General features: G+C 68.4%; 11 protein-coding genes. 5 read left to right on the forward strand and 6 right to left on the reverse strand.

The window, feature by feature from the left end; genetic code table 11:
• Window positions 1-201: 201 nt before the first annotated feature.
• The 3 genes from BHE97_RS11795 to BHE97_RS11805 all read right to left on the reverse strand — a co-directional run bounded on the left by BHE97_RS11795 (window position 202) and on the right by BHE97_RS11805 (window position 4756).
• The gene (locus tag BHE97_RS11795; protein WP_087624242.1) at window positions 202-3126 is read right to left on the reverse strand and encodes a UPF0182 family protein; all 2925 of its coding nucleotides are present in this window, start codon (window positions 3124-3126) and stop codon (window positions 202-204) included.
• Window positions 3127-3188: 62 nt separating this feature from the next.
• Entirely contained in the window at window positions 3189-3695 is a 507-nt protein-coding gene (locus BHE97_RS11800; RefSeq protein WP_087624243.1) for a PPA1309 family protein, read from the reverse strand.
• On the reverse strand, window positions 3683-4756 hold the full coding sequence (locus tag BHE97_RS11805; protein WP_140400123.1) for a PDZ domain-containing protein: 1074 nt from the start codon (window positions 4754-4756) through the stop codon (window positions 3683-3685). Before BHE97_RS11805 ends, BHE97_RS11800 begins: the two co-directional genes overlap by 13 nt.
• 64 nt (window positions 4757-4820) lie before the next feature.
• On the opposite strand from BHE97_RS11805, the gene BHE97_RS11810 reads away from it, so the two are divergent.
• Both BHE97_RS11810 and BHE97_RS11815 read left to right on the forward strand, forming a co-directional pair.
• Complete coding sequence (locus tag BHE97_RS11810; RefSeq protein ID WP_087624245.1) at window positions 4821-6098, forward strand: zinc-dependent metalloprotease; 1278 nt, start codon at window positions 4821-4823, stop codon at window positions 6096-6098.
• Window positions 6095-6673 carry an NUDIX domain-containing protein gene (locus BHE97_RS11815; protein WP_087624246.1) on the forward strand — a complete coding sequence of 193 codons (579 nt, stop codon included), beginning with the start codon at window positions 6095-6097 and terminating at the stop codon, window positions 6671-6673. The genes BHE97_RS11810 and BHE97_RS11815 overlap by 4 nt, the downstream gene beginning before the upstream one ends.
• On the opposite strand, the gene BHE97_RS11820 is transcribed toward BHE97_RS11815, so the two are convergent.
• Window positions 6606-7115, reverse strand: coding sequence for a SprT-like domain-containing protein (locus BHE97_RS11820; RefSeq protein ID WP_087624247.1), 510 nt, complete (start codon window positions 7113-7115; stop codon window positions 6606-6608). The two genes, BHE97_RS11815 and BHE97_RS11820, sit on opposite strands and share 68 nt — an antisense overlap.
• 356 nt (window positions 7116-7471) lie before the next feature.
• Between BHE97_RS11820 and BHE97_RS11825 the strand changes: the two genes are divergently transcribed.
• Window positions 7472-8212, forward strand: a complete 741-nt coding sequence (locus BHE97_RS11825; RefSeq protein WP_140400125.1) for a hypothetical protein — start codon at window positions 7472-7474, stop codon at window positions 8210-8212.
• 58 nt (window positions 8213-8270) lie between these two features.
• Window positions 8271-9608 carry an AarF/ABC1/UbiB kinase family protein gene (locus BHE97_RS11830; protein ID WP_236757661.1) on the forward strand — a complete coding sequence of 446 codons (1338 nt, stop codon included), beginning with the start codon at window positions 8271-8273 and terminating at the stop codon, window positions 9606-9608.
• A gap of 91 nt (window positions 9609-9699) precedes the next feature.
• Here BHE97_RS11830 and BHE97_RS11835 read toward each other — a convergent pair whose 3' ends face one another.
• A complete protein-coding gene (locus BHE97_RS11835) occupies window positions 9700-11745 on the reverse strand; it encodes an ATP-dependent DNA helicase UvrD2 (RefSeq protein ID WP_236757662.1) in 2046 nt (681 codons plus the stop codon).
• A gap of 286 nt (window positions 11746-12031) precedes the next feature.
• Here BHE97_RS11835 and BHE97_RS11840 point away from each other — a divergent pair, with 286 nt between their 5' ends.
• Window positions 12032-12280 (forward strand): mycoredoxin, encoded by a 249-nt coding sequence (locus tag BHE97_RS11840; RefSeq protein ID WP_087624251.1) that lies wholly within the window; start codon window positions 12032-12034, stop codon window positions 12278-12280.
• A gap of 21 nt (window positions 12281-12301) precedes the next feature.
• On the opposite strand, the gene nudC is transcribed toward BHE97_RS11840, so the two are convergent.
• Window positions 12302-13168 carry an NAD(+) diphosphatase gene (gene nudC, locus BHE97_RS11845; protein WP_236757663.1) on the reverse strand — a complete coding sequence of 289 codons (867 nt, stop codon included), beginning with the start codon at window positions 13166-13168 and terminating at the stop codon, window positions 12302-12304.

Consider the following 13168-nt stretch of genomic DNA (forward strand, 5'->3'; position numbering starts at 1 on the left):
CTGCAGGAGACGCTCACCCTCGCGCACGATGCCAATCGCGACCTGTTCGATCGACTCGACCTCGACGACCTTCGGGCGCTCGTGCGTGGCACCGGCGCGCTACGCCGCGTCGCCGATGAGCTCGACAGATGAGAACGGCCGGTCGTCACCCGCCCGCTCATCTCGGGACGGGCCACGACCGGCCGTCATCGGACCCGGAGGTCAGTTACCCAGGGCCTGCTCCGCCTGCTCGATCGCATCGGCCATCTGATTGATGCGCCGCTGGTACAACGCGAGATCACCGTCCGCCAGCGCCTGCTGGGCCTCGTCGTAGTACTGCGAGGCCTGCTCGAGCAGCTCCGCCGGAGTGGCATCACCGGCCGGCGCATCGGGCTCCTCCGTGCCCTCATCGCCCTCGGCGGGCTCCTCGACCTCTTCCTCCGGCGGCGGCGCGGCCCCTTCCTCCAGACCGAGCGCAGCGCGCAGCGCCTCGTCGAGGGTCGTGCCGATGCCGACATCCTCTCCGAAGGACGCGATGATGTACTGCAGCACCGGGTACGAGCCCTCGGCCTGCGACCGCTGGATATAGACCGGCTGCACGTACAGCAGGGCTCCGCCCACCGGCAGCGTCAGCAGATTGCCGCGCAGAATGGTGGCATTGGACGCCTGTTCGAAGGGCAGCAGGGTCTGCGTCACCTGGTTGTCGGCCTGGATCGCGGCCGCGATCTGGTTCGGGCCGCCGACACGCGTGTCGCTCGGCAGTTCCAGGATCTGCAGCTTGCCGAAGTTCTCCTCATCGGACGACTCGGAGTTGACCGACATGAAGGCGGCCAGGTTCTCGCGGTTGTTCGGCAGATAGACGCTCGTCAGCGAGAACTGCGGGTCCTCCTGCTCCGGACGCGCCGTCGTCAGGTAGTACGGCGGCTGCAGCGTGCCATTGCCGCTGGACGGGTCCTCCGGCACGCGCCACCGCTCGCCGTCCTCGTAGAAGGTCTGCGAGTCGGTGACGTGGTACCGCGTCAGCACATCGCGCTGGACCTTGAACAGGTCGACCGGGTACCGCAGGTGCCGCATGAGATCCTCGGAGATCTCACTCTTCGGCTGCACCGAGTCGGGGAAGGCGTTCGACCACGTCTTCAGTACCGGATCGTCCTCGTCCCAGGCGTACAGGTCCACCGTGCCGTCATAGGCATCGACGACGGCCTTGACCGAGTTGCGCAGGTAGTTGACCTGATCGGTCGGCAGCGCCGCCTGCGCCGCGGTCTGCGTCAACGTGTCGGACGTCGCCTCACGCAAGGAGCGTTGCTGGCTGTAGGGATACTCGTTGCTCGTCGTGTAACCGTCGGCGATCCACACGACGCGGCCGTCGACGACCGCCGGGTAGACATCACCGTCGACCGTGAGCCACGGGGCGACCTTCTGCACCCGCTCACGCGGATCGCGATCGTAGAGGATCTTGGAGTTCTCGTTGACACGATCGCTCAAGATGATGTTCGGCTCAGCGAATTTCAGCGCATACAGCGCCTTGTTGAAGATATTGCCGACCGGGACACCGCCCTCACCGTCATAGGTGTTGGCGGTGACATTGTCGGCATCGTCCTCGTCGCCGCCTCCGCCGCCGGAGCCACGCGGGATGTCGACCTCGATCGGGTCGGCACCCTCGGGGCGGCCGACGATCGAGTACTCCGGCGAGTTCTCGCCGAAGTAGATCCGCGGCGGGATCTCGAACTCCAGCTCGCCGGTCGGCGGAATGTCGCGGGCGACCCACACCGGCTCGCCCTGCGGGCCACGCTCGTTGCCGTACGCGGCGATGACGCCGTAGCCGTGCGTGTAGACCGTGTGGTCATTGGACCAGGTGCGCTGCGAGTCCTGCAGACCCTCCAGACTCACCTCGCGAGCCGCGATGACGACATCGCGCGGCTGTTCCTCGCCGTCGAGCACGTAGCGGTCGACGTCGAGGGTCTCGTTGACCGTGTAGTAGCCGCGGACCTGCTGCAGCTGCTGGAAGGCCGGCGACACGAGCGTCGGGTCGATCAGACGCGAACTGACCCGCGACTCGGCGGTAGCGTTCAACTCCTCGGCCGAGAGCTCCGTGGTGGCCGAATACGGCAGGACCTCGACATCGGCGACCCCGTAGGCCTCCCTCGTCGCCTCGATATTGCGGGCAATGTACGGATCCTCGCGATCGGCCTCGGAGGGGCTGACCTGGAACTGCTGCATGAAGGCCGGCCAGAGTCCGCCGATCAGGACCGAGGCGACGATCAAACCGCCCAGCCCGATCGCCGGAAGGGTCCAGCCTTTGAGGAAGATCGAGGAGAAGAACAGCAGCGCGCAGATGATCGCGACGACGATGAGGATGTTCTTGCTCGGGATCCGCGCGTTGATATCGGTATACGTGGCGCCGTCGACGACACCGCCGCTGGCGGTCAGATAGGCGAAGCGATCGAACCAGTACTGCAGCGCCTTGATCAGCACCGCCACGCCCGCGAGGACCGCGATCTGGATCTGCGCGCCGCGGGTGAAGCTCACCCCTCGTCCGGCGAAGCGGATACCGCCGTAGACGTACTGCACGAAGGCGGTGGCCACGAGGGTCACGATCAGCATCGTGAAGGCGAAGGAGGCCAGGAACTGCCACCAGGGGAGATCGAAGGTGAAGAAGCCGATATCGCGGCCGAACTGCGGATCGGTCTGCCCGAAGGAGGAGCCGTGCCACCACTGCAGGAAGGTCTGCCACCGCGACTGCCCGACGATCCCCGCGAAGATGCCGATCACCACGGCGACGACGATGAACGCTCCGCGACGGACCGGAGCCAGCGCGAAGCGGTAGCGGGCGGCCGGATCGTCGCGTCGCAGCAGATGCGGTTCGGCGCGCGTGCGATAGGCGAGGAAGAGATTGATCCCGACGAAGGCACCGATCACCAGCGCGAAGACCACGAACAGTCCGGTACGGGTCAAGATGACGGTGGTGAAGACGTGGGAGAAGTCGAGCGACTTGAACCAGAGTCGATTCGTCCACACATTCGTGAACACGCTGGCAGCGACAACGAGCGCGGCCAGCGTGATGAGGGTGGGGACGAGCACCTTTCGGCGCCGGTCGGGCGGCTCAGGGGCCGGCTGTGGACGGGGGGCACCGAAGATGTCGCTCACAGTTCTCCTGGGTCATGTCACGGCATGGCCGATGGCAGCCCAATACTACCGAGTGACCCCAATCACGACATGCTCGCCCGCAGCAGCTCCACGAGACCGGGAACGAGGTCGGGACCTTCGAGCAACGGCGGGTCCTCGCCATCGCGTGCGCGGACCCCGGTGTGCGCGCTGCCATCGCGCAGCACGGCCGCGACGATACGCACCTCCTGACGTTCGGGATGCGCGGCGACGTGGTCGGCGAGCTCGTCGGGGTCATCGGGGAGATCCGCCTCGGCCGAGGGAGGAAGCATGACCCGCTCGATCACGACGGCGCATCCGTCGACCGTCTCCGGCCACATGATCGTCGGCAGGATCTCTTCGACCGGACGCTCGACTCCCAGCTGTTCCTGCTCGACCGGCGTGTAGTCGCCATCGAGCTGGTCGGCGAGCTCCGGGTGTAACCGGCGCAGCTGCTCCGTCGAGACGAGGGCGAAGAGCCTCGGAGGCTGGTCCCAGCCGGCCTCGGCCACGTGCCGCTCCACTTCGAGGGCCGCCTGGCGCACGGGCGAGTCGGGGGCTACTTCGAGCATGTGGGCACCGTCGCTTCCGGGTCATCGGCCAACGCCTGGAGGGCTTCGATCGCGTCGTCGAGGGTCGCGACGTCGACGAGGGTCATGTCGGTGTCCTTGGCCGCGGCCTCGGCGCAGTTTCCCGTGGGCACGAGGAAGATCGTGGCTCCCCCCTCCTCGGCCCCGACCATCTTCTGCTGGACGCCGCCGATCGAACCGACGTCACCGTCAGGAGTGATGGTCCCCGTCCCGGCCACGGACCGTCCGCCGGTCAGCGACCCGGGAGTGAGCTTGTCGTAGATCGCGAGCGCGAACATCATCCCGGCGCTCGGGCCGCCGACCCGGTCGCCGATGTGGTTCTCGATCTCGATCGGAAAGTCGAATCCCGCGCCGACGGTGATGCCGATCATCGCGCGATCCGGATCGTCATCGGCCGCCTTCGTCTCCACGGTGACGTCCTCGGGCCGGCCCTCGCGCTCGATCCCGAGACTGACCTGATCACCCGGCTCCAGGGCGCTGATCACCTCGGCCACCTGCTGATTGCTCTGGACCTCGGTGTCCTCGACCCGGACGATCCGGTCCCCTGCTTCGAGGACGCCCTCGGCGGGCGAGCCCTCGACGACATCGGCGATCTGGACCGTCTCCGGCACCTCGATGTCCATCGCCCGCAATGCCGCAGCACGCGACGAGTCCTGCGAACTGCTCAACTGCGCGGCACTGACCTCGCTCGCATCGTCATCGGTCTCGCCGTCCTGATAGAGGAAGTCGTGCGGCACCAGATTGACATCGGCGTCGACCCACGCCTGAAGAGCGCTGAACAGGTTGATCTCCGTCTCCGCACGCGAGACCGCGACGGTGGTGAAGGCGAGCTCGCCCTCCGTCGGATAGGTCTCCACACCCTCGCCGAAGGTGAGCAGCGGCTGGTCGTCGAGACTGCCGAGGGTGTCGAAGGACGGCCCGGGCTTCATGGTCGAGTAGGGCACCGGCAGGATGAAGACCAGGCTGGTGGCAGCGACCAGCGTCACGAGAGCCACGGTCAGGGTGGCGACGCGGCGGCTCATCGCCGGCTCCAGGGAACGCACATCACCCGAAGCCTAGTGCCCTACGCCGAGAGCCCCGCTATCACCGCGTGACTACTCTGGTGTCATGGCTGGCGACGACCCCCGCGAAGAACCGGAGAACCCGTTCAAGGGCACGCCCCTGGAGAACCTGTTCGGCCAGATGGGCCCCGGACAGGTCGACCTCTCGGCGATCTTCGGGCAGATGCAACGCATGTTCGAGCCCCATGAGGGCTCGGTCAACTACCGGCTGGCCACTGACACCGCCCGCCAGAAACTCGCCACATCCGGTCCCGACCCGTCTCCCGGCAGCACCAAGCAGGGCGCCGTGGACGATGCGGTGCGGCTCGCCGAGATGTGGCTCGATCGCGCGACCGCGGTGCCGAGCGGTGTCACGTCCGCCTCCGCCTGGAGCCGCGCCGAGTGGATCGAGTCGACGATGGACCGTTGGAAGGTCCTGGTCGAACCGATCGCCTCCAATGTCGTCAGCTCGATGGGTGATGCGCTGCCCCAGGAGGCGCAGGCGATGGCAGGTCCGTTCATGGCGATGCTCACCCAGGCCGGAGGGGCCATGTTCGGTCAGCAGGTGGGCCAGGGCATCGGGGAGCTCGCCACCGAGGTCCTCTCGTCGACCGATATCGGCCTGCCGATGGGGCCGGACGGCATAGCAGCACTGCTCCCCCACAATGTCGCGGCATTCGCCGAGGGACTCGACCACACCGAGGCCGATGCGCTGCTGTACGTCGCGCTGCGCGAATGCGCCCATCAGCGCCTCTATGCCCACGCACCGTGGCTACGCACCGCCATCATCGACGCGGTCACCGAGTTCGGGCGAGGCTCACGGCTCGACACCGAGGGCATCGAGGAGAAGATGCGCTCGATCGATCCCAGCCGGCCCGATGCCATCGCCGAGGCGATGGAGGGAGGTCTCTTCGAGCCGGAGGCCACCCCCGAGCAGCAGCACGCCAAGGAACGCCTCGAACTCCTCCTCGCCCTGGCCGAAGGGTGGGTCGACGAGGTCGTCGGGCAAGCGACCGCCGACACCATGCCGACCGCCGCCGCGCTCGGCGAGGCCATGCGTCGACGCCGGGTGACCGCCGGCCCCGCCGAGCAGACCTTCGCCGCGCTGGTCGGACTCGAGCTGCGTCCACGACGACTGCGCGATGCCACCACGCTCTTCTCGGCATTGCGCGACCGGGACGGAGTCGAAGCCCGTGATCGGGTCTGGAGCCATCCGGATCTGTTACCGGACACGACGGATCTCGACGACCCGCTGGGCTACAGCGAGCGTCACGGCGATGGTGACTTCGACGCCGCCCTCGGTCGGCTGCTCGACGACGAAGCCGGGCGCGACGACGCCTCGTGAATCTGCACGACGACGCCCGGCGCACCCTCGCGGCGTGGTCGCCGCCGGATCGATCTCAGGAGGCACTGCGCGAGCAGTATCTGACCCATCTGGAGATCCATGGGGACGCGATGTGGCGCTCCTGCCACCCCGATCATCTGACCGCGAGCGCGATCGTCATCGCCGAGGACGCGTCGGCCGTGGCCCTCACGCTGCACGCCAAACTCGCACGGTGGCTGCAGTTCGGAGGACACTGCGAGCCCGCGGACACGAGCCTGGCCGGCGCGGCCGAGAGGGAGACCCGCGAGGAGTCGGGGCTCGACTCGCTGCGCCTCGACCCCACGCCGCTGTTGCTCTCCCGTCATGAGGTGCCCTGCGGTCCGCTGCGGCCGGCACATCACCTGGACGTGCAGTTCCTGGCCGTGGCCCCCGCCGACGCACCGCTGACCGTCTCCGAGGAGTCGACCGAGGTCCGGTGGTTCGGTATCGACGATCTGCCCGCCGATACCGATGCGACGGTCCGCGCTCTCAGCGCTGCAGCTGCTCGACGGCTTCGAGATAGCCCTCGGCGCGCTCTTTCTTCTCGTAGCGATTGACGAGTTCCCGGAAAGCGGGGCCGTGATCGGCATGGAGCAGGTGCGCCAGCTCGTGCAGGAGAACGTAGTCCACGACATATCCGGGCATCTGCCGGAGCCGGTCGGATAACCGGATCCGTCGGTCGGCGGTGCTGCACGACCCCCAGCGCTTGTTCTGATTGGACACCCACCGCACAGAGAAGGGCCGCACGGACCCGTCGAGATAGCGATCGGCGAGCTCGACGGCACGGCGCTCCAGCTCGACGTCCCCTTGCGGACCTCGTCGCCGCGCGACCCGCGCATCGAGCTTGGCGACGAGCTCTCGGACGGTGCGCTCGGCCTCCTCCTCGCTCATCGCCTGAGGGATCATGACGATCGTGCGCTCGCCCTCGCGCCGCGCCTGGACCGTGCGACGCCGGCGCGCACTGCGCCGCACCTCGATGACGGGCTCCGGAGTGTCCATAACGTGGACTGTAGACGAGACCCCTGACAGACCGGATCCGATCGATGATCACGCCTTCAATCTCCACAGCGATGGCGGCCATCGCCGCAGGTCAGGGGCTGCTTCCCGCGTCCGCGAGCACCATCCACACAACGGCGTCCACACCCGGGATCGGCGTGGCGCACAGGTTGCCCACAACGTTGTCCACAGGCGTGGACAACCGCCGTGCCGCGCCAGCTTGACGACCCGGCCCCGAACCCCTAATTTTGACGCCAGACGAACCCCCGGTGGCCGCAGGGGAAGGCGCGCCGCCGGGGGTTCTTCGCTGCCTGTGGATGGCCCCGGCGCCTCCCCTCCTCGACGGTCACTATGGGCTCATGCACCCCGTACTCCCGCCCGGCGCGACGGTCCTGCGCTGCGGCCCCGGTCAGCTCCAGGTCGGCACGACCCCGCCCCTGCGTGTCCCCGATCTTCCGGGCACCGCTCAGATCCTGCGCCACGCCGACGGGGCCACGAGTGCCCTCGCACTAGCAGAGATCGCGGAACGCGACGGCGCCCGCAACGGCCGCCGACTCGTCTCGTCGCTGCTCTCCCGTGGCGCGCTGGTCCCCTCTGTTCCCGGCGAGGGCTCGTTCCCCGGTATCACCATCGCCTATGAGCCCTTGACGGCCCGATTCGCCACGACCCTCGAGACCGCCGCCTCGAGTCCTGGCGACGATGTCACGATCCTCGCGAGCTTCGGCGAACCCCGCCGGTCGGCGATCCGTGACCTCGGCGAACGAGGTCTCACCCACCTCCCCGTCGTCTTCATCCAGGGGTGTGCGCGGATCGGACCGCTGACGCATCCGGGCAGCTCACCCTGTCTGGACTGCTACGACGCGGACAGGTCGCGCACCGATCCCGCTTGGCGGGTCGTCGCCGTGCAGCTGGGGGCCGGTCGGCCCGCTGGCGGTCCCCCGCCGCGCGCGCTGATGCTCTCGGCGGTCGGTCACACACTGGAATTGTTGCGGCTCGACAGGATCGGCACGGTCGTCACTGTGGGCCAAGGTTGTGAAGCTGGCGTGAGCGAGCCGGTGGGATGGGACGATGCCTGCCCGTGTCAGCTGCTCGCGGCCTGAGCATCGGCGAATGTGGCGAACCGCCCCGCACGTTGCCGCGGTCTCCTATCCTGGCAACGTGTCCGGCCGCGACGAGTCCGACGACGAACGCCCGCTGAGCGGCAATCCGATCGCCCGCGGAGCGCGACTGGCAAGCCTGCCCGCCTCCTTCGCGGCCCGCACCACCTGGGGGCTCGGCAGGCGCATGGTGGGAGCGCCGGCCCAGGCGGTGCTGACCGATGTCCAGCGGCGGACCGCAGACCAGATCTTCAGCGTCCTCGGTCAGCTCAAAGGTGGCGCGATGAAGTTCGGGCAGGCACTGAGCGTCTTCGAGGCCGCCCTGCCCGATGAGCTCGCCGGCCCGTATCGCGATGCCCTCACCAAGCTCCAGGATGCCGCCCCGCCGATGCCGGCCTCGACGGTCCATCGTGTGATGGCCGCGGAGTTCGGCCCTCGCTGGCACGACCGGTTCCCGGTCTTCGAGGACCATCCCGCGGCGGCCGCCTCGATCGGACAGGTGCACCGCGCGACCTATGAGGACGGCAGCGATGTGGCGGTCAAGCTGCAGTACCCCGGAGCCGGGGAGGCGCTCATGTCGGATCTGCGACAGATCGCCCGGCTCGCGCGGCTCTTCGGCATTCTCGCCCCGGGCATGGACGTCAAGTCCCTGGTGGCTGAGCTGCGCGAACGGGTCGCCGAGGAGCTCGACTACAGCCTCGAGGCCGCCGCACAGGATGCCTTCGCGACCGGTTTCGCGGACGACCCCTATGTCGTCATTCCGCGGACGATCACGCACACCGAGCACGCCCTCGTGTCCAGCTGGATCGACAGCACCGGATCGCTCGCGGACATCATCGACCACGGCTCCCAGGAGGAGCGCGATGACTACGGTGAGGCCTTCGTGCGCTTCCTGTTCGCCGGTCCCGCACGAGTCGGACTGCTGCACGCCGACCCGCATCCGGGCAACTTCCGCATCCGCGACGACGGACTGCTCGGTGTCGTCGACTACGGAGCCGTCGCCCGGCTACCCGATGGACTTCCCGACACCATCGGTCGCCTGCTGCGGGCCGCGGTGGACGGCGACTACGGGACGGTCGTCGACGGGCTCCGCGATGAGGGATTCCTGCGCGGCACCGATCTGGACCCGGAGGTCATGGAGCGCTATCTCGCCCCACTGATCGAGCCCGCACGCCAGCAGAGCTTCACGTTCAGCAGATCGTGGCTGCGCTCGCAGGGCCAGCGGCTCAGCCGGCCCGATGCCGAGGGCTTCGGCACGGCTCGCCAGTTGAACATCCCCCGCGAGTACCTGCTGATCCACCGCGTCTGGATGGGGGGCGTCGGCGTGCTCTGCCAGCTCGGCGCCACCGCCCCGTTCCGGGATATCCTCGCCGAGTCCCTCCCCGGTTTCAACGACTGACGACCCGCCCAGTCCGACTTTTGCCGGGTTGTGGCCCTCAGAACGTCTCTCCCAGGGCCACAACCCGGCAAAAGTGGTCCGGAGGAGGGGTCTAGGCGTGCTGGGCGACGACCGCGAGGACAGCGTCGCCGTAGCGGTCGAGCTTGGCCTGGCCGATACCGCGGACCTGTGCCAGCTGCTGCACGCTCGAAGGCTTGACCTCGGCGATGGTCTGCAAGGTGGCATCGGTGAACACGACATAAGCAGGCACCGACTGGTCGGTGGACTCCTCCTTGCGCCACGCGCGCAGCGCATCGAAGAGGGCTTCGTCGTAGGTCGACGGGCAGTCGGCGCATCGCCCTCGCGCGCGGTCCGAGGCCGCCAGCGGACGATGGCACACCCGGCACGTCGCGACCTTGCGCCGCCGTGGCTGACGCGCGACCTGCCGCGCCTCGTGCGAGGCCGGCAGCAGCCCATCGAGGAAGCGCGTCGGCTGGCGATTGCCTCGGCCTCCGGGGTTACGGGTCGCCGACCAGCTGATGAGGAGATCGTGGCGGGCACGGGTGACGCCCACATAGAAGAGGCGGCGCTCCTCCTCGACGGCCGCGGGGGTATCGGCGTGGACACTCGGCATCATGCCCTCGTGCATGCCGACGAGGAATACCGCGTCCCATTCCAGGCCCTTGGCCGCGTGCAGGGTCGCGAGGGTCACCCCATCGGCCGTCGGCGCGTGGGCCTGCTGGGCACGGCGGTCGAGATCGGCGACGAGATCGGTGAGATCGGCCGTGGGCTTCTCGGCGGCGAGGTCACCGGCCATCGTGATGATGGCGTGCAACGACTCCCAGCGGTCGCGGACCGCGCCGCTACCGCTCGGCGGCTCGTCGGTGTGATTCATCGTCGCCAGCACCGCCCGCACATCCGCCACCAGCTCTCCAGCACCCTCGCCGGCGCGAGCGGCGCCGCGCAGCAACGTGACCGCCTGACGGACCTCGGCCCGGTTGAAGAAGCCCTCGACCCCGCGGAGCACGAAGGGCACCCCCAGCTGGCCGAGCGCCTCCTCGAAGGCCTCGGACTGGGCATTGATGCGGAAGAGCACGGCCATCTGCTTGTACGGGGTTCCCTGCCGGTGCAACGCCGCGATCTCGTTGGCAACGGCGAGCGCCTCGGCGGGCTCATCGGGATATCCCTGGTAGGAGACGGGATTGCCCGACTGTTGCTGCGACTGCAAGGCGACACCATCGCGGCCCCCGGGGCCGAAGACGGCATTCGCCGCGGCCACGATCTGGGGGGTGGAACGGTAGTTGCGCACGAGCTCGACCTGGGTGGCCTGGGGGAAGCTGCGCGTGAACGAGCTCAGGATGCGCGGGGACGCACCCGCGAAGGAGTAGATGGTCTGCCGCGGATCGCCGACGACGCAGATCTCGTCCCGTCCGCCGAGCCAGAGGCCGAGGAGCGTGGCCTGCAGAGGGTTGACGTCCTGGTACTCGTCGACGACGAACCAGCGGTACTGCCGCCGGATCTCGGCGGCGACACGTTCATCGTCGGCGAGGATCGCCGTGGTGTGCAGGAGGATGTCCTCCATGTCGATGCGGCCACGTTCGCGCTTGATGTCCTCATAGGCGCGCAGCACCTGCCCCGTGGTGGCGGCATCGAGATCGGCCACCTGGCGACGGCGCTTTGGCGCCTCGGCGGCATAGTCGTCGGGACGGATCGTACTGACTTTGGCCCACTCGACCTCTGCCGACAGGTCACGCAGCAGCGCGGTGTCCGTCGACAGCCCGACCCGACGCGCCGCCTCCGCGACGAGCCCGAACTTGGACGAGATGATCTCGGGGAACTCGGTCCCATAGACCCGCGGCCAGAAGTAGCGCGCTTGCCGCAGCGCAGCGGAGTGGAACGTGCGGGCCTGCACCCCCGATGCCCCCAGCTGACCCAGGCGGGTCCGCATCTCCCCCGCCGCGCGGGTGGTGAAGGTGACGGCCAGGACCTCGGTGGGCTTGTAGACGCCCGAGGCGACACCGTAGGCGATGCGATGGGTGATCGCCCTGGTCTTGCCGGTGCCCGCTCCCGCGACGACGCAGACGGGGCCACGCAATGCCTCGGCGACCTGACGCTGCTCGGGATCGAGTCCGGTCAGCAACTCGTCGGCGTCGGGCACGATGCTCCTCGGGTCGGGGACGGATAGCGGCCAGGCCCAGACTAGACGCCGCACCCGACAAGCAGGAGCGCTGAGTTGGCCGGTGCCCGGGCTGGGCCGGGAAGGCCCACTAGGGAGCGGTGGGTTAGCGTCCATCGCTGCGCGGGAATGGACGCTCACTCACCGCCCCGGTGTCGGGTATGGACGCTAACCCACCGCCCTCGTTGAGGGGAATGCGGACGTGGAGAATGGCGTTGATGCCGACGAGCGGTAGTCGCTCATCGCAACTGGATCCGAGGGGTTTGTCGTGTCTGCTGAGAATCAGTTCGTCCTGTACTCCACACCCTGGTGCGGCTACTGCCACCGGCTCAAGAGCCAGCTGCAGCGCGAGGGCATCACCTTCTCGGAGGTCGACATCGAGGCGGACCCCGATTCCGCGCTGATCGTCGAGCAGGCCAATGGCGGCAATCAGACGGTGCCGACCCTCGTCTTCGCCGACGGCTCGGCGCTGACGAATCCTTCGGTCGCGCAGGTCAAGGAGAAGCTCGGCATCTGAGCTGCATCGTCGGGCGGCGTGCTAGGCCCAGGCTCCTGGGATCTCGCGGCCGGCCCACTGCTCGATGAGCCAGCGCGAGATCGAGACGTGCGGCGGGGGCAGGACGATCTCCTCCCGCTCCCCCAGTTCCACCAGTTCATCGCGAGTGAACCAGGCGGCTTCAGCGATCTCGTCGGCATCGACATGGATCTCGGTGGTGGTGGCGCGGCCGAAGAAGCCGAGCATGAGGCTCGCCGGGAACGGCCACGGCTGGCTGGCCGCGTACCGCACCTCACCGACCTGGATGCCGACCTCCTCGTCGACCTCGCGTCGCACCGCATCCTCCAGGGACTCGCCCGGTTCCACAAAGCCCGCCAGCGTGGAGAACCTGCCTTCGGGCCAGCTCGGGTTGCGCGCAAGCAGCGCCCGATCGTTCTCATCGGTGATCAACATGATGACCGCGGGGTCGGTACGCGGGAAGTGATCGGTGCCGCAGGCGTGACAGCGCAGCAGATGCCCGGAGCTCTCCACCGAGAGGTACTCGCCGCAGCGGGAGCAGTACGAGTGGCCGGCGATCCAGCGGGCGATGCCGACGGCGTGGATCGCCAGGGACAGCTCGGGCCCGCGGAGCAGCGGGGCGAGGATGCGTAGGCTCACCGGGGCCAGTTCCTTCGGCACCCTCCCGACGATCACCGCGGCGTGGGTGATGCCCTCGTGCTCGCCGAGCAGGATCCACTCCCCCTCTGGGGCATCGGCGGGCTCCAACCATCGCAGGGCGGGACCGTCGACGGTGGCTACATGTTCCCCGCCGAGGACGAGCACCCGCAATGTCGGGTCCTTGCGCCATTCCTCGTCGGCTCGCCGATTACCCTGGCGGTCATGATGTGTGCGGTCGAAGGCGAAGTCCAC

The organism is Aeromicrobium sp. PE09-221, assembly GCF_002174305.1.
In the GTDB taxonomy this organism is placed as follows: Bacteria; Actinomycetota; Actinomycetes; order Propionibacteriales; family Nocardioidaceae; genus Aeromicrobium.